General features: G+C 67.8%; 14 protein-coding genes. 6 read left to right on the top strand and 8 right to left on the bottom strand.

The features are described 5' to 3' along the window. The first annotated feature begins 1 nt into the window (after position 1). Together asnB and WC815_07770 are read left to right on the top strand one after the other, a co-directional pair. Positions 2–1,924, top strand: a complete 1,923-nt coding sequence (gene asnB / locus WC815_07775) for an asparagine synthase (glutamine-hydrolyzing) (GenBank protein MFA5908659.1) — start codon at positions 2–4, stop codon at positions 1,922–1,924. Further along, complete coding sequence (locus WC815_07770) at positions 1,921–3,390, top strand: MraY family glycosyltransferase (protein MFA5908658.1); 1,470 nt, start codon at positions 1,921–1,923, stop codon at positions 3,388–3,390. The genes asnB and WC815_07770 overlap by 4 nt, the downstream gene beginning before the upstream one ends. On the opposite strand, the gene WC815_07765 is transcribed toward WC815_07770, so the two are convergent. Further along, the gene (locus tag WC815_07765; protein ID MFA5908657.1) at positions 3,380–5,353 is read right to left on the bottom strand and encodes a glycosyltransferase family 39 protein; all 1,974 of its coding nucleotides are present in this window, start codon (positions 5,351–5,353) and stop codon (positions 3,380–3,382) included. The two genes, WC815_07770 and WC815_07765, sit on opposite strands and share 11 nt — an antisense overlap. Positions 5,354–5,358: 5 nt before the next feature. Next, complete coding sequence (locus WC815_07760) at positions 5,359–6,987, bottom strand: hypothetical protein (GenBank protein MFA5908656.1); 1,629 nt, start codon at positions 6,985–6,987, stop codon at positions 5,359–5,361. 126 nt (positions 6,988–7,113) lie between these two features. Between WC815_07760 and WC815_07755 the strand changes: the two genes are divergently transcribed. Together WC815_07755 and WC815_07750 are read left to right on the top strand one after the other, a co-directional pair. Next, complete coding sequence (locus WC815_07755) at positions 7,114–8,427, top strand: hypothetical protein (GenBank protein ID MFA5908655.1); 1,314 nt, start codon at positions 7,114–7,116, stop codon at positions 8,425–8,427. Between the two features lie 16 nt (positions 8,428–8,443). Then, positions 8,444–9,400 (top strand): hypothetical protein, encoded by a 957-nt coding sequence (locus WC815_07750; GenBank protein ID MFA5908654.1) that lies wholly within the window; start codon positions 8,444–8,446, stop codon positions 9,398–9,400. Here the strand turns inward: WC815_07750 and WC815_07745 are convergent. The 4 genes from WC815_07745 to WC815_07730 are packed head-to-tail and all read right to left on the bottom strand — an operon-like array spanning position 9,370 to position 15,142. Further along, positions 9,370–11,007 carry a hypothetical protein gene (locus WC815_07745; protein MFA5908653.1) on the bottom strand — a complete coding sequence of 546 codons (1,638 nt, stop codon included), beginning with the start codon at positions 11,005–11,007 and terminating at the stop codon, positions 9,370–9,372. The two genes, WC815_07750 and WC815_07745, sit on opposite strands and share 31 nt — an antisense overlap. Then, positions 10,982–12,682, bottom strand: a complete 1,701-nt coding sequence (locus WC815_07740; GenBank protein ID MFA5908652.1) for a hypothetical protein — start codon at positions 12,680–12,682, stop codon at positions 10,982–10,984. Before WC815_07740 ends, WC815_07745 begins: the two co-directional genes overlap by 26 nt. A gap of 1 nt (position 12,683) precedes the next feature. Continuing rightward, complete coding sequence (locus tag WC815_07735; GenBank protein MFA5908651.1) at positions 12,684–13,448, bottom strand: class I SAM-dependent methyltransferase; 765 nt, start codon at positions 13,446–13,448, stop codon at positions 12,684–12,686. A gap of 26 nt (positions 13,449–13,474) precedes the next feature. Then, positions 13,475–15,142 (bottom strand): hypothetical protein, encoded by a 1,668-nt coding sequence (locus WC815_07730; protein ID MFA5908650.1) that lies wholly within the window; start codon positions 15,140–15,142, stop codon positions 13,475–13,477. 19 nt (positions 15,143–15,161) lie between these two features. Between WC815_07730 and WC815_07725 the strand changes: the two genes are divergently transcribed. Both WC815_07725 and WC815_07720 read left to right on the top strand, forming a co-directional pair. After that, on the top strand, positions 15,162–16,541 hold the full coding sequence (locus WC815_07725; protein ID MFA5908649.1) for a hypothetical protein: 1,380 nt from the start codon (positions 15,162–15,164) through the stop codon (positions 16,539–16,541). Further along, positions 16,493–18,478: an acyltransferase family protein gene (locus WC815_07720; protein ID MFA5908648.1), complete on the top strand. Its 1,986-nt coding sequence runs from the start codon at positions 16,493–16,495 to the stop codon at positions 18,476–18,478. Before WC815_07725 ends, WC815_07720 begins: the two co-directional genes overlap by 49 nt. Here WC815_07720 and WC815_07715 read toward each other — a convergent pair. After that, a complete protein-coding gene (locus WC815_07715; GenBank protein ID MFA5908647.1) occupies positions 18,475–19,632 on the bottom strand; it encodes an SGNH/GDSL hydrolase family protein in 1,158 nt (385 codons plus the stop codon). The genes WC815_07720 and WC815_07715 overlap by 4 nt on opposite strands. Next, entirely contained in the window at positions 19,629–20,738 is a 1,110-nt protein-coding gene (locus WC815_07710) for a GDSL-type esterase/lipase family protein (GenBank protein MFA5908646.1), read from the bottom strand. Before WC815_07710 ends, WC815_07715 begins: the two co-directional genes overlap by 4 nt. Between the last annotated feature and the right edge of the window lies 1 nt (position 20,739).

Here is a 20,739-nt window from a genome sequence, read left to right as displayed (position 1 = left end):
TATGTGCGGCATTTGTGGAGAAATGAGTTTTGCGGCCGGCCGCGCGGTGGCCGACCGCGCCCTGTCGGCCATGACCGACACGTTACGCCACCGTGGTCCGGATCACGGCGCCACCTATCGCTCCGATGATGGCGCGACGGGCCTCGGCTTCCGGCGGCTGAGCATCATCGATCTGCGGGCGGCGGCGAACCAGCCGATTGGCAACGAGGACGGCAGCGTCCAACTGGTGTTCAACGGCGAGATTTACAACTTCCAGGATCTGCGGAAGGACCTGGTCGCCAATGGCCACACGTTCCGGTCCAGCTCAGACTCCGAAGTCATCGTGCACTTGTACGAGGAACTGGGCGACCGCGCCATCGATCGGCTCGATGGCATGTTCGCGCTGGCGCTGTGGGACTCGCGACAGGGGCGGCTCGTGCTGGCGCGGGACCGCGCCGGCAAGAAGCCGCTCTACATCCACACCTCGGCCGACCGGGTGGTGTTCGCGTCGGAACCGAAGGCGCTGCTCGCGCATCCTGATCTCGACATCGAGATCGACGCTGACGCGATTCCCTACTACTTCCTCTACGGCTACGTGCCGCATCCGCAGACGGTCTACCGCGGTGTCCGGCATGTGGAGCCGGGCACGGTGGTGACGTTCGATCGGCAGGGGCGGCAGTCGGCCAGGCGATATTGGCAGCTAACCTTCCCTGAGGTCCGGCTAAAGCCGGGCGCTACATCGCAGTCGCCGACATCGCGCGCCGAGGCGGCCGGCCGCGTGCGCGAGCTGGTCACCGCCGCGGTCGAGCGCCGGCTCGTCGCCGATGTGCCGCTGGGCGCGTTTCTCAGCGGCGGCATCGACTCCACGATCATCGTCGGCCTGATGAGCCGGCTGATGAAGGAGCCGGTGCGGACGTTCAGCCTCGGCTTCGAGGGCGACGCGGATTTCGATGAGACGGCGGTGGCGCGCGCGACCGCCGGGCAGTTTGGCACCCGCCATACCGAGTTCAAGGTGCGGCCATCGGCGATCGACCTCCTCGACACGCTCGTCTACCATCATGACGGGCCGTTTGCGGACTCGTCCGCGATCCCGACTTACCTGGTGTCGAAACTGACGCGCGAACATGTGACGGTTGCGTTGACCGGTGACGGTGGCGACGAGGTGTTCGCCGGGTATCTCCGCTTCGGCGCCGCGCTGGCCGCCGATCGCGTGCCCGGCTGGCTGGGCCATGCGGCCGCCGGCGCGCTGGCGCTGTTGCCGACACCACGCAACGAGCGGCACTGGATTGCGCGCGGCCGGCGCTTCGCGCGCGCCGCGGGCCTGTCACGGCAAGAGCGGCTGGTGGCGTGGGCCGGCGTATTCCACGACGACCTCGGACAACTGCTGGGAATCGGCGGCGCCAGGGCGGGCGAACCGCCGGTTGACTGCTGCCATCACATTCGCGATCTGGCCGGCGCCGACGGTGCCTCGCCCCTCAACCAGTTGCTGGCCGCGAACTTTCACAGCTATCTCCATGACGATCTCCTGGTGAAGGCCGACCGCATGTCGATGGCCAACTCGCTCGAGGCGCGGGCGCCGTTCCTCGACCGCGACCTGATGGAGTACGTGGCCGGCCTGCCGGACCACTACAAGCTCGACGGCCACACCACCAAGGCCATCCTGCGCGAGGCGTTTGCCGACCTCGTGCCGGCCCAGGTGCAGCAGGGCGCCAAGAAAGGCTTCGGCGTGCCGCTCGATGGCTGGTTCCGCGGCGAGCTTCGTGATCGCCTCCGTGACACGGTGCTGGCACCGTCGGCGAAACTGCGCGCCTACGTCGATCAGGCGTACGTGCAGAAACTGGTGACCGAACACCTCGAGCGGAAGGCCAACCACGGTCATCGCCTCTGGACTCTGCTGACGTTCGAGCGCTGGCTGGACCTGCTGCCAGGCTGGAGGCAGGCGTGACCGCCGTCGACCTCAGGTCCGTGCTCATCGCCTTCGGCGTGGCCTTCGCGCTGTCGGCGATCCTCGTGCCGGCGTGCCGCTGGCTGGCGGACCGCACCGGCGCCGTCGCCCATCCCCGCAATGACCGCTGGCACCGCAAGAGCATTCCGCTGTTGGGCGGCGTCGCCATCGCGGTGGCGGCGCTGCTCACCGCATTCGGCACCGGCATCGCCCGCGAAGTCCCGGTGCTGGTCGCCACCGCCTTTATCATCTTCATCGTCGGACTGACCGACGACATCATCCACCTGAAGCCGTTCACGAAGCTGATCGCGCAAATCGCGTTGGCGGCCACGCTCGTCTATTTCGACTACAGCCTCGGCTGGCTCGAGTCGCGGTTGCTGGACAACCTGTTGACCATGGTGTGGGTGGTCGGCCTGACCAATGCCTTCAACCTGCTCGACAACATGGACGGCCTGTGCGGCGGAACGGCGCTAATCGTCTCGGTGACGCTGATGTTCGGGCTGATGACCGGCGCCAGCCGGGAGTCTGCGGGGCCAGAGATCGCCTACCTCGCGATGCTGGCCGGCGCGGTGGCCGGCTTCCTCGTCTACAACTTTCCTCCGGCGTCGATTTTCATGGGCGACAGCGGCGCCCTGATGCTTGGGTTCAGCCTGGCGGCGTTGACGTTGAGCAACGACGGCGTTCGAGGCAGCCGTTCCGACGTGGTATCGGTGATTGCCGGCCCGGTCTTCGTTCTACTGATCCCGATCTTCGACACCACCCTGGTGACCGTATTGCGCCTGCTCGCCGGCCGCTCGCCGGCGGTGGGCGGCCGCGATCACTCGTCGCACCGGCTCGTGGCAATCGGGCTCTCGGAACGTTCGGCCGTTTTCGTGCTGTGGACGCTGGCCGCGGTTGGCGGCGCCGTTGGCCTGACCATTCGCGGCGCGACCCAGGGTTTCACGGTGCTGGTAGGCGGCTTGTTCATCATCGCGATGTGCCTGTTCGCGCTGCTGCTGGCCCGTGTCCGCGTCTACGAATTGCCGGCGACCGTTCGCGCGGACGATGTGACAACGATTCCGGACGAGTTCCAGCACAAGAAGCGGGTGGGGGAGGTGTTGCTCGATTTCGGATTGATCAGTGCCTCGTACTACGCCGCCAACCAGATCCATTTCGACGCGGAAGGCTACCTGCGCAACGCCGAGACGTTCTACGGCTCGCTCCCCATCATGGTGGCGTTCCAGCTCGTGGCGTTCTTCGTTGTCGGGGTCTACCGCGGGGCGTGGCACTTGTTCCGATGGCGGGATGCGGTGCCGATGATTGGCGGGGTCGTCGCGGCGGCCGTCGCGGCCTTGGCCGTAATGGCGGTGATCTACGGCGCGTCGAGCGACTCGCGGACCGTCATCCTGTACTTCGCCGGCATCCTGATTGCGCTGATGGTGGTATCGCGCGCCTCGATGCGGCTGTTCGCCAGGTTCATGCCCTAGCCCCCACTCCCTGGTTTCTCAGCCCGCCGCCCGGCGGGTCCAGCCTCAGCCAGGCCACCAGCGCCACGGCCACGAACACGAACATCAACGGCTGCACGGTCACCGTGTAGCGCATGTTCGTCAGCACAAAACAGATCGTCGCGGGCACGTAGAGGATTGGCAGCAACAGTCCGAGCACGGCGGAGCGCTGCCTCACGGCCATGACGATGCCGGCGATGAACACCAGGAGGTAGACGGTCGACGCCGCCTGGCCGGCGCCGTAGACCAGCCGCGACCACGAAAACTGCTGGGTGGTGGCGACATCATCGGTGCCCACGATGATGAACATCCGGACGAAGCGATACGCGGACGCCAGGGCAAAATCCACGGGCGTGCGCGAGATGTTGTCGAAGGCCAGCGCCGTGTAGCGGTTGAGGCGGTGTGGTTCCTTCCGGTAGTAGACGTCGTTGACGCGCACGTCGTCCACGACGTGGCACAGGTGCGGCGTCGCGGACACGCGGGCGGCGGCGATGGCCGCAAACGACCGGCTCTTGGCGACCAGGCTGGTGGCCAGCTCGCCCTCGACTTCGAGGTCGGTTTGGCGGCCGCCGAAGTCGCGTGGCACCGAGAGCGTGGAGCCGTCGGGCAGCGTGAGCGTGGCTCGTGACGCCGACGTGTCGAACTTGACGACCGGCGGCGCCTGCCGCGGCGACGGCTGGAGCAGGTAGCCCACAGAGGCGGCGAGGTCCTGCTGGTCGGTGGCCCCGTCCTGGTTGAGATCCAGCAGGCCCGGCACCGCTGGGCGATCTCCCCACGCCAGTTCGCGCATCAGGCGCGCGACGTCGAAGATGTCCAGCAGGTCATTGTGGCGATCGAGATCGCCCAGGTGATCGCTGGACACAAACGTCACGTACGGGGCACGGGCGCCCTGCAACGGCGTCGCCACCTTCTCGGCGGTGTCGGCCCACGACCCTTCGAAGGAGTAGTAGACGACAGTGTCGGCGGGCTGCCCGGGGATTTCGAACTCGAGTCGCCGGCCCGCGGTCCTGGCCGGCGCCCGATGCTGTTGAGAATCGTGGTCGGTCCAATAGATCAGGTCCACGACCGGCTGGCTGCGCCCGACGCACGTGGTCGGGTCGGCGGAGACGATCAGCGAGGTGTTGATCAGGCTCGTGTAGTCGAACGCCGCGAACTCGAAGGCCCGGCGAGGATTGCGGGACTGGCTTTCCAGATGAGCACCGACTTGCAGGCTGCCGTACCAGAGTTGCTGGCCGCCGTGCGTGCTGGTGGGCATGAGGATGCCGGTCAAGCGGTAGTTCCGGATGGTCCAGGGCGACAGCACCGCGATCACCACCACGAGGTAGAGGGCCACGTTGCGCCAGGCGCGCCCCGAGCGCGGTGATTGCCAGAGGTAGAACGCCGCGGCCACCGCCGGCAGCAGGATCAAGTTGGGACGGAACTGGGGCGCCAGCCCGGCGAACAGACCGCCGAGCATGAAGTCGAGCGCGCGGCCGCTCCGAAACCCGCGGGCGAAGTAGAGGAGGCCGGCGGTGAACAACACCGTGCAGATCGCATCCGATGCCTGCGTGGAGGCGTAGAGCGTGTTGAACGAGAACGCGCCAACCAGCAGTGCCGACAGCACCGCCGTCCGGCGGCCGGCGAGCGGTACCACCAGGTGATAGAGCAGCAACGGTACGCCGGCGTTCGCCACGACTTGAGCGACCAGGGGCACCCAGAGCCGCTCGCCCGACAGCCAGTACCAGAAGGCGACGAAGTAGGCGTATCCCCAGGGAACGTCGGTCGTGGAAAACGAACCGCCGCGCGCGAGTTCGAGCGCCAGCACATGGTAGGCGTCGATGCCGGCCCAGCCCCAGGGATGCGGCGCCCACACGAAGATGAAGGCGAGGCCGAGGACGAGCGATACGAGGCACGCCGCGTAGACGGTCCGGGTTGAATCCAGGACACGCGCGATGGTCTCGCGCATGGCGGTCATTTGGACGTCCGGGTGTCGGTTACGCCGGCGAACTCCGGTCCGCCGGCCGCGGGGAAGCCGCGGCTCTCGCCCGTCGGCCACGGGCTGACCCAGAACGCGAACAGGCGGCCGCGGGTCAGCGAAAACCGGAAGCGCACGGTCTGGCCGGACAGCCCGGCGAGTGCGCCCTGGCGCCACCGCACGGGAAGGCGGGTGCCGTCGGTGACGACGGGCTCGCACGCCGCGAGCGTGAACGGCGGAATCACCACGCCAGCCCGATCGAGCACTTCCACCCGCAATTCACCGCCTTGCGCATCGGCGTTGACGAACAGATGGCCGCCGCTGAACGTGATTGGCCGCGTGGTCAGCGTGCCCTCGGGAATGCTGGAGACGCGGCGCACACCCGCCGCACTCGGCAGCCGATCCATCGACGCGAAGCCATCGCGACGCAGGGTCGCCAGGCCCGTGCTGCAAACGCCAGGCGCGCTCGTGCCCGGGCGCCCTTGCCGGCCGCTGACGTAGAAGTGCAGGCGGTCGCCGACAATGGTGCAACCGCCGCCGGCCGATTGCATGTTGGCCCAGTTCCAACTGCCTTCCTGGTCGGAGACGCCCATGAACGACCCGCGATCGGGCCGGTGCCAGTGGAATCCGTCGCGACTGAAGCCGAGCGCCACTTCGTTGATCTTCTCGCGGGTCTCGGATTCGCCGCGCCACACGGAAAACAGCCCGAGCATCACGCTTTCGTAGGCGACGCAGTCGAGGTTGTACAGCTCCGATTCCTTGGCGAGCTCCGGCCGTGTGAAGTCCTTCGAATCGGACTTGACCCACGCCACCGGTGACCGTCCGCTCCAGTTGCGCGCGGCGGTGAAGTCTCCATCTTCCCAATACTGCCGGTAGCGGCCGCTCAGCACCGACTCGCGCTGATTGGCGCGCAGGCTGAACACCCACACCTTGCGGAACGGGTTCCTGAAGAACGTCGATCGATCGGCGGTGCGCCCGGTCTTGCCGATTTCCGTCCAATGCACGCCATCCGGCGAGGTGAACAGCACCACGGCATGGTCGTACCACGTTGACATCTTGAAGCGCTGCCGGGGATCGGCCGCCTCGAGATCCAGCCACACGGTGCTCGAGTCGCGGATGTGGGTATTGACGATGTTCGAGCCGGGCACCACGTCGAATGCCGGCCGCTCCCAGACGACGCCGTCTTTCGACACGGCCAGGCACGTGAAGGCGCCGTAGCCGGCCATGTACCACATCTTGAACAGCCGGTCCTTCGGATCAAAGAACACGCCGTCGCTGAACACCATGGCCGACGGGTTGAGCGGCTGGCCGGTGCGCTCCGAGGCGTCATCCCGCAACTCCCATGGTGTTTCCGGGCGCAGCACGGGATTGGCCGGGTGGTAGGTCGCGCGATGCCACGTGCGGACCAGCGTGGTCTCTTCGATCAGGAAGTCGTCCACGAACAACTGGCGGCCGACGTCGATGGGCACGACCGCCGGTGGATCGAGCAGGTACGGCGGCAGCACCGGATGTTCATCCGGATACTTGAGCCGCGGCGGCCACGGCGACCCGAGCCTGATGCCGTTGTAGAGGATTTCCGGCGAAGCTGCACGAAGCGCGGGGAAGGCGCCGACGGGCCACGCCATTGCGCCGGACGCTGCCATGCGAAGTAGGTCGCGACGGGAGATCACAGTGTCGAGGGACAAGCGCCGGGCCATCTCCCGTGCTCGCTGTTGTACTATACACGCTCGGTGTGGAGCAGACGAGGTCTCTTGCTGGCGATCGTGATCGCGTGCGGCCCGACGTCGCCGGCTGCGATGCAGGCACCGCCCGTGCGTGGCGCTCCCGATGACGACGTGACCGCCAGGCTCGGCGAGATCACGCGCGGCTTCGAGATCCGCGACGAGCAATTCGCGCCCGCCGGCCAGCCACCTATCGCCCTGCGCTTTGTCCTCAAGCCGGAGACCGCCGCGCGCGCGCAGCGTCTGATCGACGCCACCAAGTCGGCCCTTGCGCGGCTGGGCGAGTGGCACGGCCCGTTTCCGCGGGCCGGCCTCCAGGTGATCGACGCGCCGTGGAACAGCCCTTGGGTGGGGGCGTCCTATCCCGGTGTGGTCGTGACCGGTGCCCGCATGTTCGAGCCGGAGAGCGACCGTTCACTCGAGCGAACCCTGATTGGTGCCATCGCGCGGCAATACTGGGAGGTCCCGGCCGGCAGCGAACCGGCGCGGCAGTGGCTGGGCGAGGGCCTCGCGCTTTACGCCGGCGTCCGCGGCATTCACGAAGAACTCGAGGGCCGCCACTTTGCCACCGCGCGGCTCTTCGGCGGGTTCGTTCCGTTCACCAGCCGATCGCTCCAGTGGTCGCACACCCCGACCGATCCGCGGCCGAAGGTTCGCCACTTTGCCGAGATCGATCAGCCTGCCGAGGCGCCGTGGCGATCCTGGAGCGCCGCGCCGCACGCCGAGGCCCAGCGCGTCGCGCTGGCGCTGCACACGCTCGAGCGCTACCTTGGCTGGCCCGCGATGCAGCAGGTCTTGGAGGCGTTCCAGGCGCGCTGGCGCAGCGGCGCCGCCGGGCCGGGCGATCTCGCCTCGGTGATTGGCGAACAGCGCGGACGCGACGTGCGATGGTTCTTCGACGAGGCTCTTCGTTTCGAGGCCCGCTTCGACTACGGGATCCTGGCCTTCAGCAGTGAGCCGGCCGGGCCGGCTCCGGCGGGAACCTATGAAACGCGCGTGTCGCTGCGGCGATTCGGCGACGGCGTGTTCGCCGGCACCGCGGATGCGGCGGTCGGCGCCTTCGCGAACGCGCGCTCGCTGCTGGTGGTCACCCGTTTCGACGACGGCTCGGTGGTCGAGGACTGGTGGGATGGCCGCACGGCGGAACTCGACCTGACCTATCAGGGGCCGTCCCGCGCTATCTCCACGAGCGTCGATCCCGACGCCGTTCTCTTGCTGGATGAAGACCGATCGAACAACTCGCGAACGCTCACGGCTGCCATGACGGCAACCGGTGGGCGCCTGGCCGCCTCCTGGTTCCTGTGGCTCCAGGATGTCATGCTCGCCTCCACGGCCCTGCTATGACGAAGGGCCCACAGTCATGATCCACGCTCTCCGCGCTCTTGGCAGCGGTCTCCGCAAGGTGCTGATGGCGCCGCTGCTGGTGATCATGGTGACGATGGTGACCGCTCTCGCGGCGGTGCCGTTCGGTGTCGTCCTGGGGTCGCAACTCCGCGACGCCCTGGCCAACCGGCAACCGGTGTACCTGGGCACGGCCGAGATCGATGCCGAGTGGTGGATGGAATTTCGCGAACACGCCGAGGGACTGGCCGCCACGTTCACGCCCGCGATCATCGGGTTTGCGGCGCCGCTGGGCAACCTGAGCGCGGTGCTCGACGGGTCGTCCCGCCCGCTCGTGCTGCTTGGCCCCGTGTTGCTGTCGCTTCTCGTGTGGGCCTGGTTATGGGGCGGCCTGCTCACGCGGTTTTCCGCCGGCGGCCGGCCAGGACCGCGGGCATTCTGGCGCAACGCGCGGCGGCACGTCGTCACCTTCGTGGCGATCAGCCTGGCTGCCGCGGTGGTGCACCTGGCCTTGTATCTGACCGTGCACGCCGTTCTGTTCGGCCCGGTGTTCAACTGGCTCTCATCGTCGGTCGCCACCGAGCGCGCGGCGTTTGCCTGGCGCGTGGCGCTCTACGCGATATTCGGCGCGTGCCTGATGGCCGTCAGCCTGATGGCCGATTACGCCCGCATCAGCGTGGTCGCGCGGCAACAGCCGGGTGTGCGCGCCGCCTTCGCCTCGGCGTGGGCGTTCCTGCGCGCGCATGCCGTCCCGGCGGTCTCGCTCTACCTGCTCACCGGGCTGTTGTTCATCATCCTGCTGGCGATCTACGGAACCGCTGAAGTCTACGGCGGCACCCGTCTTGGCGGCTGGCGGAGCATCCTGGTCGGGCAGGGCTACATCGTGGCCCGCCTGGCGATTCGCTTGACGTTGGCGGCGGCGTCCGTTCGCCTCTATAGCGAGCGTCAGCGAACAGCGGCCGGGCCGGCGTTGTAGAGCGGCGCCGCGTCGAAGATCAGGAACGTGCGAGTGCGGGCGGCGGGCTGGCGTTCGCGCAGCCGCAACATCAGCTCACGGCCCGGTCCGCTCGCCGTCAGGTAGCCGCCATACAACAGGCTCGTGCTCACGGCTAGATACCGTGCCCGCTCGCCCGACGCATCGAGCGTGTCCCGCCGCGGATCGTACCGTTGCAACTCGGGGAAGCGAGGGTCCGTCCCGAAGTACCAGACGATCATCGCCTCGCCGTGCTCCTGCCGCCAGACGGCCAGTTCGGGCAGCCCCTGTCCCCAGTCGTAGTTGGAATCGCTGACGACCTTGTAGCCTGCCGACGGTCCGCCCCAGATTTCGTTGGTGTAGCGCAGCGCGTCCGGCCAGGCCCGCGCATCACCGACAGCGAGCCAGGCGAGCAACACCGCCACACCGGCGCCCGCCCGGCGCCGCCGCGCCGGCGACAGCCCATCGATCGCCGGTACGATTCGCAGGGCGACCGCAATCATCAGGAACGACAGCAGCGGCAACAGGAACCGGATGCCGGTCTGCACGCGAATCAGCAGCATCAGCATCAAGATGATGGTTGAGAGAGTGAGGATCGCCTTGAGGCGTGGCTTAGGCACGACCAACGCCAGCAGGATTAGCAGCAGTGTGGGCAGCGGGAGCTTGATCAACGGCAGCACGGGGACGTAGAACCACAGCGAACGCGCGCTCTCATGTCCAATCAGGTAGGTGGGTTGGCCGATGTTGTTGTGGTCGGCCTGGAACCACAGCGCGTAGAACGCATTGGGCGACAGCGGGAGCCCGCCGAACCACGCCAGCGCCGGCCGAAGCACGTGGTCGGCAGGCATTCGCGACAGGATGCCTTGAAACGACGGTTCTCCTCCCGAGCCGCAGTAGACGACCGCCACGGCCGTGCCGATGAGGAAGACCTGCGCCGCGTCGCGCACCGACAACCGGCGGCCGCGCCGCCAGTCGTCAATCGCGATCGCGGCGAACACCATCGGCCCGAAACTCAGGGCGCTGGCTTTCGACGCCAGTGCCACAGCGAAGGCGGCCGCCGGTAATCCCACCCGTCGTGTCCAGCGGCCGTCGCGCCCCGCCCTCCACGCATAGGCAAAGGCCATCAGGGAACCCGCCAGCGCGACGTCGCTCGTGGCCAGCGAGGCGTGGGCCAGGAAGCTGGGATCGAGCGCGATCAGCATGAGGGCCAGGCGTCCCACCCACGGTCCGCCCACCGCGTGGGCCAGGCGCATGCCGTAGATGAGAAGGACGCACCAGAACACCAGCGTCACGCTGCGGGCGACCGGAAGCATGGCGCCGATGTCGCTGGCGACGACCCAAGGCCTGCCGGTGACCGCTTCGATGGCATAGAGGGGGAGCGTCTGCAGGTGCGCCGGCAGCGGCATGGTGCCGGCGGCGAGGAGCTCCTTGAAGTGGCCGCGCCGCCAGGCATCGAGCCCGGCCTCGAGGTAGAACGGTTCATCGAAGGTGGCGCCGAGCACGCGGGCCGACGCGAGACACCACGCCGCGGTGGCCGCCGCGGTGACGATCAACAGCAGCCGGTCGGCTGGCGCCAGGCCGGTATCAGAACCGGTAGATCGAGACACCATGGTCCGAATAGATGCGGCGTGCGTCGTCGATGTCGGGAAGCGGCGCGCCGTCGAGGCCGCGCACCATCACCTCGGCGGCCCGCTCGCGCTTCACGATGTAGGTGAAATGATGCTCGGCCGCGATTCGCGCCCACTCGCCGCGCCGGATCATCCCGGCGAGCGCCTGGTCGGCGGCGTCAACCGAGGTGGGGGTGCGCGAGATGTACCCGAACGCGATGGGCTTCTCATGCACCGTCTGGTAGTAAAGCGCGAGCGGCCCGTTCGATGCGAGGTCGAGCACGGCACCGCTCGGTAGCTCTCGCAGGACGGCGACGTACGGTGGCATGGCGGTCTCGGTCAGGCGCAGGGGCGCCGGCACGTAGTCGAACACGACCCAGGCCAGGATCACCGCCAGCGCCGGTCGCCGCCATTTCCATGTCGACGTCAGCAGTGCCTGGACGCCGCCCGCCGCCATGATCGAGGCCACCAACTGGACCATGATCATCATCCTCACCGGCACGCCGGCGAGCCGCCAGGGTGGGAACACCAGCCACAGCACCGCGTAGGGCAGCACGAGCAGGTTGACATCGTCGTGGCCCATCATCGACACGCGCGGACCGAGGCTCAGCTCGACGCCTGCAATCCGGAGATTGGGGCCGAGGCTCATGACGCCGAAGAACAGCGCCACGCACATCCAGAATCCCAGGTAGGCCACCGGTACGCGGGCTCGTTGCCGCCACGCGTAGACCGTCAGGACGATGACCGACAGGCCCAGGTAAACGCTGGCCTCGGTGACGTACTTCGCCAACGGGAACCACAAGGGTTGCACCCAATCGCGGAACCGCCAGTAGTAACCCCAGACGAACGGGGACAGCAGGTCCATCGAGAGGTCGCGTGGGGAATGCGTGCCGGTGAGCGGATCGGTGGCGTGTTGATAGACCAGCGCCACGACCAGCACGCCTGAGGTGAGCGAGGCCGGAACCAGAAAGCCGGCGGCCGCGCGCAGCGTATCCCGACGAAACAGAAACAGCACATCTCCGGTCTTGCGCCCGTGCCACAGGTAGAACATGGCCCCGGCGAACACGCAGTAGGCAAAGTAGTAGAGGTCGCACAAGGCGACGAGCCAGAGGACCAACGCCGCGGCCAGGCCACGGCCCTGGCTCGGGCGCTCGCAGAAGCGAATCCACCACAGCACGAACAAGGGGAGCCACTCGATCGCGGTCAACTGCAGGTGCCCGTCGGCGTGCATGAAGTGATAGCTGGAAAACGTGAAGATCGCACCGCCCACCAGGCTGCCCGCATACGCGCCGGTCATGGCCCGGCACAGCCAGAACGCGGTGAGGCCTCCCGACACGAACGAGAAGACGACGATGGCGTTGTAGGTCTGTACCAGCGTGAAGACGGTGAGCAGCGGAATAGCCAGCACGCCGTTGAAGGGGTTCAGCGTGTGCCCAATCAACGTCGATCCGGTGGGGTAGTGCAGGAACGTCGTGAACCACGGCTGCGTCCCGATCTCGGTGAGCGCCTTGTTCACCCACCACAGGTTCCAGATGTTCTGGTAGCCGTCGGCGCCGCCGAAGAAGTAGTGCGTCGAGAACGCAGCGCCGAGATGGGGATTGAGGGCGAAGAAGATGCCGAGGTACAGCGCGGCGGGGATCCCGGCCATCCGCAGCGCGGCACTCGTCGCGGGGCCCATGCTATTCACGGAGCACGCGCAGGAATTCGCTGCCCTCGTTGTTCACGCCTTTGTACACGAACACGAGGTTGTGGTAGAAGTGCAGCGCGACGATGTGGCGGTCGAAGTAGGTGGGCGCGTATGCGGGATCGAGGAACTCCACATGGTTCAATCCGTCAACCAGCGACTTGAGGAAGTTCATGCTGGTGCGCGGGTCTGCCAGGTCGGTCGAGCCGCCGAACGGAATGCCGCGCGCCTCCGGCCAATACGACGTCTGGGTGTCCTCGACGGCGTAGATGCCATCGGGCGCCAGCAACGGGAACATGATCCGGAACGTGGCCAGCACGTGCTCCACGAAATGGCTCCCGTCGTCGATGATGATATCGAACGGGCCATGTTCGGCGTGGATCCGGCGCAGCAAGTCCTCGTCCGCCTGGCTGCCGAGGATGGTCGTGATGCGAGACTCGTCGTGAAACGACTTGTCGTAGATGTCGATGCCGACGATCTGCGCCTTCCGGAAGTACGCCTTCCACATCCGCAGCGATTCGCCGCCCGCGCGCGGGTCTTCCAGGCCGCCGACGCCGATCTCGAGGATCTTCAGCGGCCGGTTCCGCCGGGATTCGAAGTGATGCTGGTAGTGCCCGGCGTAGTAGTGCGCCCCCTCCTTGTCAGTCCCGAAGTACAGCGCCAGCTTGACCAGGTCGTTCCGGTACCACAGCGAGGGAACGAAATCCTTGATGCGGCGCCGCTGCGGCACGGTGAAGAGACGCCGGACGGGGGCTTTCAACAAGTCTGCTATCGACACTAGATTCCTTAGGCCGCGTCGTGCGGCCGCGAATAGCCGGGACCGCCGGCGGCGAGAAACCCGCCGCTGTGGCCGCCCGGCGAAGGGCTGACCCAGAAAGCGAACAGCCGCGCGCGGGTCAGCGTGAAACGGAAGCGGACGGTTTGTCCGCGCAACTCGTCGAGCGAGGCGCGGCCACGCCACTGCACCGGCCGGCGCGTGGCGTTGCCGGTCACCGGCACGCACTGCTCGATCGTGTACGGCGCAATCACGCGGCCGGCGGCGTCGAGCACCTCCATGCGGATCTCGCCCTCGCTGTCGGCATTGACGAACAGGTGCCGCCCGGAAAAGCGCAGTGGCCGCGTCGTCAGCCGTGCCGGTCCGGGTGAGACCGGCCGCGGCATCCCGGCCGGCCACAGGTCGCCGACCGATGCGAAGCCGTCGCGGCGCAGGGTCGCCAGTCCGGTGCTGCACTCGCCCGGCAGGCTGGTGCCGGGGACCCCGGCCCGGCCGCTGACATAGAAGTGGAGAAGATCGCCCACCACCAGGCACACGCCGCCGGCCGACTGCACGTTCGCCCAGTTCCAGTCGCCGTGGCGGTCCGAGACGCCGATGAACGGCTGCCGCCATTCACGCGACCAGTGGAAGCCATCACGGCTGAAGGCCACGCACAGGTCGTTCGGCTTCTCCCGATCCGGGCGTTCGCCGCGGTACATCGTGAAGAGCCCCAGCATCACGCTTTCGTAGGCGACGGCGTCCAGGTTGTAGATCTGCGGTGCGGTCCGCAGGTCAGCGCGGGCGAGGTCGAGGGTGTCGGCACTGGTCCACGCCACCGGCGCCGCTTCGGTCCAGGTCGCGGAAGCAAAGTCGTGCGACTCGGCGTAGCGCCGGAAGCGGTACAGGCTGTTGGGTGCGTCGTCCCGCAGGCTGAAGCTCCACACGCGTCGAAACGGATTATGGAAGAACGTGCTGCGATCGCCGCAGGGGCCTGAACGCCCGACCTCGCGCCAGTGGACGCCATCCGCGGAGATGCTCAGGCGCAGCGCCTTCAGCTCCAGGTCGTAGCCGGCCATCTTGTATCGCGCCCGCGGATCCGTCTCGTGCAGGTCGAGCCAGACGGTGTTCGAATCGCGGGGCTGATCCGACACGATGTTGGTGCCCGGCACGACGCCCAGGGACGGCCGCTCCCAGCTGATGCCATCGCGCGACACGGCCAGCGCCGTGTGCTGCTGATAGCCCGCCATGTACCACATCTTGAACAGCTTCTCCGACGGTTCGTAGAACACGCCGTCGCTGAAAACCATGGCCGAGGGACTGGGCGCCGTCCCCGTGGTCACCGCGTACGGATCGTGCCGCTCCCAGTTGCGCAGGGGCGCCAGCACGGGATTGGCCGGGTGATACGTCGCGCTGTAGAACTGCCGATGGAGCGACGACTCTTCGATCAGGAAGTCGTCGATGAAGAGTTGCCGGCCGGTGTCGATGTTGATGACCGCGGGTGGCGACGCCAGGTAGGGCGGTCGCTGCGGCACGGTGGTGATGCTGCGCCGCGGCGGCGGCCACGGCGCCGGCAGGACGATGCCGTTGTAGAGCGTTTCGCCGTCCGGCGCCTGCGGCCAGCCCCGGGCGGGAATGGCCAGGCCCGCGACCGCGGCCTTCAGGATTGCTCGTCGCGTGACGCCGTTCAGTGACCGCAACACCGGCAGGTATACTATCGCAATGTCTCGGCGGCCTCGTGTAGCCGGGCGCTCCGCGCCCGGGCCTCGCCGGACAACGCCGCTGTGGCCGGTCGCACTGGCCGTTGCCGTCCGGCTGATTGCCTGGTCGGTGATCCCATCCACGCGCTTCGCGTCCGACGAAGAGAGCTACTTCCAGGTCAGCACCGCGCTCTTGCGCGGCCACCAGGACCTGTTCTGGCCGCCGATGACCGGGTGGCTGCTCGCCGCCCTCCGCTTCCTGTCCGGCACCGACTCCGTTGGCACGCTCCGGCTCGCGTGGATTGCGATGGATGTCGGATGCGTTCTCGGGGTGCGGACCCTGGCAGCCCGTGTCGGCGAGGCCGTGTGGCCGGCGGACACCGCGCGCGCGTCCCGGCTCGCGTTGCTTGCCACCGCGGGCTACGCGCTGTACTTGCCGGCCATCTCCCACGCGCAGTTCGTCACCTCCGAGACGCCGGCGCTGCTCCAGGTGCTCGGCATCCTCGTCCTGCTGACGCGGCCCGGCGCCGGCACCGGGGCCTTCATCGGCGGGGGCATCCTGGCCGGCACCCTCGCGCTGACCCGGCCGAGCCTGTTGCCGTTGGCCGTGCTGCTGCCGCTGGCCGCGGTCGTGACGCGAAGCCCGATGGCGCTGCGCCGCGCCGGCGCCTTTGCGCTCGTGGCCCTGACCATTGTGTCGGCGCACGTCTACCGCAACTGGCGGGCCGCCGGCGAGGCCACCATCTCCACCAACAGCGCCTACAACTTCTACATCGGCAACCGCGATCTCTACGCCGAGGATCTCAACCTGTTCGCGCCGCGGGCGACGCCGGGCCAGATCGAGTTCCGGCGCCAGCAGTGGAGCGGCGAGTTGGTCTACCCGACGCAATCACCGGCGGAACTGCAGCGGCTCGCCTGGGCGTGGATTGCCGAGCATCCCGGCACGTTCGTGCGTCGCGCACTCGGACGGCTCGCGCGCGTCCTGGTCCCCAAGACCGACGTCCTGGAAATGCTCGGCGGCGAGCGCGCCGCCGGCGTGACGTCCCTGCCGGCGCTCGCGTTGCTGTCGGCGGTCAACGCGCAATGGGCCGTGGTCCTGTTCGGCGGTGTGGTCGGTCTCTTCCAGTTGCGCCGGCAGAGCCCTGAGCTTGGTGTGCCTTTCGTCGCCACCATCGTTGGGTCGTTGCTGTTGTGCCTGATCGCGATCTCCAAGCCGCGCTATTCGTTCGTGTTCGATCCGGTGTTACTGATTGGGGCGGCGGTGGCGGCGATGGCGCCGCGCGCAGCACTCCTGCGCCTCGGCACCGGCGAACGACGCGTGCTCGGGGTGATAGTCGCCTTCATCGCCTGGGCGTGGATCGCCTTTGCGATCTTCGCCATCACCTCGCGGGCGTCGCTGTGAGCACGGCGTTCGCGCCCGGCCCCGCCGCGACTGGCGCCGGTTATCGGCCGGACATCGATGGACTGCGCGCGATCGCGGTGCTGGCGGTGGTCGTATTTCATGCCTGGCCAACGGTGCTGCCCGGCGGCTTCGTCGGCGTTGACGTCTTCTTTGTCATCTCTGGATTCCTGATCACCGGCATCATCCAGGGCGGGCTTGCCGACGGCAGCTTCCGGTTCTCCCGCTTCTACGCCCGCCGGATCAAGCGCATCTTCCCGGCGCTGCTGGTGGTCCTGGTTGCGTGCTACGCGGCCGGCTGGTTCCTGCTGTTCGCGGACGATTACCGGCGACTGAGCCGGCATATCGTCGCCGCGGTCGCCTTCGTGTCGAACTTCCTGCTCCGGAGCGAGTCCGGCTACTTCGACGCAGCCGCGGACCTCAAGCCGCTGCAGCACCTCTGGTCGCTCGGCATCGAGGAACAGTTCTACCTGGTCTGGCCGTGCCTGCTGGTGGCGGCATCGCGAACGCGCGTCAAGCTGCTTCACCTGACCTTCGTCTTGCTGGGGGCGTCGTTTCTCTTCAACGTCTACAGCGTGCGGACCGATCTGGTAGGGACCTTCTACTCACCGTTCACGCGAATCTGGGAGTTGCTGATCGGGGCGGCCCTGGCGGCATGGAATCACGGCCAGTGGCGTTGGCCCGTGGGGAGATTCGGCGACGCGGTGTCGGTGGCCGGGTTCGCGATGATCGGCGCAGCCGTGGTCCTGCTTGACGGCACGCGCCTGTTTCCGGGGCTGTGGGCGCTCTTGCCTTCGCTCGGCGCGTTACTGCTGATCGCCGCGGGACCGCGCGCGTGGTTCAACCGTGCCGTGCTGTCGCGGCCTGCCCTCGTGGCGGTGGGCCTGATCAGCTATCCCCTGTACCTATGGCACTGGCCGCTGCTGTCGTTCGCGCGCATTGCATCCGGCGAGACGCCATCGGTGATGGTGCGTGTCGCCGCGGTCGCCGCCAGCCTCGTCCTGGCGCGGCTGACCTTCGAGATCATCGAAAAGCCCGTTCGCTTCGGTGCGCGCCGCGTGGCCGTCGTCCCCGTGCTGTGCGGGTTGATGGTGACCGTCCTGATGGCCGCCTGGCTGACGGACCGTGCGGACGGCTGGCTCTCGCGGCCGATCACCCGCACGGACCGCGCCCAGTTCGTCCAGTACTACGACCGCATGCACAAGCAGGGCATTTCGGCGGCCTACCGGCAGGAATGTGACTTCATGGACTGGCCCACCGGCAAGGTCCGCGAATCGATTGACCCCGCATGCACCGAACCCGGCGCTCGCGACACGGTCCTGCTGTGGGGCGACTCTTACGCCCAGGCCCTCTCGGCCGGGCTCCGCGCCGCCGCGCCTGGCGGCACGCGCGTGGCGCAGGTCACGACGTCGCTGTGCCGTCCGTCATTCGACGACGCGGATCCGCAAGTGCCGGAAGGCCGTTGCCGCCGTGCGAACGACTTTGCCATCGCCAGCATGCGCGTGCTGAAGCCATCCGTCGTGATCGTTGCGCAGAAGGCGCCGCACGGCGAGACCGACTGGGCCGCGCTGACGAGCCAGGTGCTGGCGACGGGCGCCGGCCGGGTGGTGCTCGCCGGGCCGGTTCCCATCTGGATGCCGTCGTTGCCGGAGGTGGTCGCCAGTCAATATTGGGGCCGCTCGTATGCGCGCGTCAGCTACGGACTGGCGCCTGCGGTGTTCGAGACCGATCGGATGTTGAAGGCGCGCACCGCGGGGATTGCCGGCCTGACCCACGTGTCCCTGCTCGATGGGTTGTGCGACCGTGACGGGTGCCGGGCCGTGGTCGGCGACGGCGGCTGGCAGGATCTCATCGCCGTCGACGCCGGCCACCTCTCGCCCAAAGGCTCGGTCTTCGTCGTCGAGCAACTGCTGCGGCGGGACGTGTTCGGCGCGCCTTAGCGGCCGTCCGGCGGCGGTGGGGGCAGACGCCGGATGAGCGCGTCGAAGATCATGCGGTTGCCTTCAGCATTGAAGTGCACGTCGCCCTTCACGAATCGCTTGTTGTACCAACGCGGGTTCTCTCGGGCGTAGTCGCGGAACGCCGGGATGGTATCGATTACGCCATCACATCCGGCCTTCCGGCAGCTCTCCTCCACGAATGCGCTCCAACTGAACGTGTCCGGGTACCGCAGTTGCGCCGGCCACGGGTAGATCAGGACAAGCGCCGTCGCCTGGTTGGAATGGGCGAGAGCGACGATGGCATCCAGCTTGGTGGCAATGCGGTCCAGGCCGGCGCGGACGCCGAGCGGTTGAAAGCCGGTGAGCGCCGCCGGCGTGGCGTCGAGCGTATCCCAGCGATCCCAGGTGAACCGCGCCTTCATTTGATCAAAAACCATGGGATTGGGAATGGCGAGGAGGGAATAGCGGAGGTACTGGTAGACGGCGTTGCTGAACCGCAGGCGATCGCGCATGCGGCCGCGCGGGGACGCCGCGGCCTCCTGTCGCCGCGCCGCAACCAGCGCGGCATCGGCCGGCACCGCCCGCAGGTTCGTCGGGTGCGTCTCGCCATCGGTCCATACGCCGGCTTCGTCGTGGACGTCACTGATGTCGAGCGCTACCACCACGGTGTGCCCCTGCTGCAAGGCGCCCTCCGCCAGGGCCCGCTGATAGCGATAGAGGTAAGGCGTTGGCGAATACGATGGCACCGCGGTGTTGGCGATGCGCATCGGGACGGCCCGGTCGTACATGCCGGCGAAGGTCTGCGCCCAAGGACCGTTCAGGCCGTAGGTGAACGAATCGCCGAGGAAGATGACCCCGGCCTTCCCGGGCTTGTCCTGACGCTCCTCGTCGGCGCGGAACCCATGCTCGTCGGTCCTGACGTCGTAGATGTCGCGGCCCCAGTAGTCGCGGCCGCGGAAGCCGCGCTTGAGTTCGTACCAACCGTGGTCGCCTCGCAGGTACGGGCGCTCGGCGGCGCGGACCCATTCGACGTCAGCCGTCGGATCGGGGAGGACCGATGAACTGAGCGCGTAGTCGGCGGACAGGAAGATCACGAGGCCGGCCACCGTACCGGCCGAGACCGCAAGAACGCGCCTGGCCCAGGGGCTCGTCACGGCGGGGCCAACTGACCGGCCACGCCGTCGAATGCGGCCGATACCGGCGCCCCGGTGAGGGATGACACCGCTGGGAAGTATTTCGAATAGCCTCGCGCGATGACCGCCGCGGTCAGCAGGTGGCCATCAGCCGCGAAATGAATGTCTTTCAGGAAGAAGAGGGGAATCCCGGCCTTCGACGCGCGCTCGAACGGCACGAACAGGTCGAGGAACTCGATGCCGTGTTGGGCCGTGAAGTCGCGAACGGTCTGGTGAAAGTCTCCGGTCACGTTGATCTTGCCGTCGCCCATCAGCCGATAGCGTGACGGCACGGCCATCACGACCAGGCGGGAACCAGCCGCGCGGACGCGGCGATCGATCTCCTGGACCAGGCCCGGCGTCTCGCCGCCCCAGTCCGGGTTCTCTTCGACCACGCCGCCAATCGTCCACTGCTCCTGGCCGTGGTTGTCCCACATCCATTGCGCGCGCAGGGTGACCATGCGGACGAACCGGGCCACGTACGACCGTCGCAGTTGTGCCAGCACCCAGCCATCCTGGGGACCCTGGATGGCGGTCGGAAAGCCGCGGTCGTCGCGAACCGAGACCTGCATGTAGTTGAAGTCCTCCCGGACGTCGTTGCCGAACAGTAGGAGGAACACGACGTCGGGCTTCCACGGCTGGACGTCCCGGGTCCATTGCACCAGGTAGATGGCCGGGCTGTACGACCGCACTCCGTAGTTACGCACCTCGCACTTCGGCCCCGCCGCCTTCTCGAGCAACCCGGCGAACGTCTGGTCGAAGGGCACCTGGCCGCCCTCGGTGAAGGAGTCGCCCATCACCGCCACCCGGCAGGGCAGGGCCGTGCCCGCGGCCTGGGGTGTCGTCCGGCCGCTGCCGGCGAAGACGCGGCCGTCGGCGTTGTACTCGATCTCGAATCCACCCAACTCGCCGGACGGATGCTGTTGCACGAACCGGTAGTTCCTGGGATGGACGTGGTGCAGGAACGGGTCGGGCTCCATGGGCGAATTGCCAAAGCCCATTCCGGTGGCCCGGAGTAACAGCTCGGCGCCGGCCAGGGCTGCCACCAGGCCGAGTGCGAGCGCCGCCAGTTTGAATCGGAGAGGCACG

It is taken from the genome of Vicinamibacterales bacterium, assembly GCA_041659285.1.
Classification (GTDB): Bacteria; Acidobacteriota; Vicinamibacteria; order Vicinamibacterales; family UBA2999; genus 12-FULL-67-14b.
The sequence above is the reverse complement of the archived record's forward strand: the minus strand, read 5'-3'. Positions and strand labels throughout refer to the sequence as shown.

Coding starts and splice junctions, on each gene's coding strand:
- WC815_07760 (MFA5908656.1), bottom strand. CDS start 6,987: ATGGCGTGGCCCGTCGGCGCCTTCCCCGCGCTTCGTGCAGCTTCGCCG.
- WC815_07750 (MFA5908654.1), top strand. CDS start 8,444: ATGATCCACGCTCTCCGCGCTCTTGGCAGCGGTCTCCGCAAGGTGCTG.
- asnB (MFA5908659.1), top strand. CDS start 2: ATGTGCGGCATTTGTGGAGAAATGAGTTTTGCGGCCGGCCGCGCGGTG.
- WC815_07725 (MFA5908649.1), top strand. CDS start 15,162: ATGTCTCGGCGGCCTCGTGTAGCCGGGCGCTCCGCGCCCGGGCCTCGC.
- WC815_07745 (MFA5908653.1), bottom strand. CDS start 11,007: ATGGTGTCTCGATCTACCGGTTCTGATACCGGCCTGGCGCCAGCCGAC.
- WC815_07740 (MFA5908652.1), bottom strand. CDS start 12,682: ATGGGCCCCGCGACGAGTGCCGCGCTGCGGATGGCCGGGATCCCCGCC.
- WC815_07765 (MFA5908657.1), bottom strand. CDS start 5,353: ATGCGCGAGACCATCGCGCGTGTCCTGGATTCAACCCGGACCGTCTAC.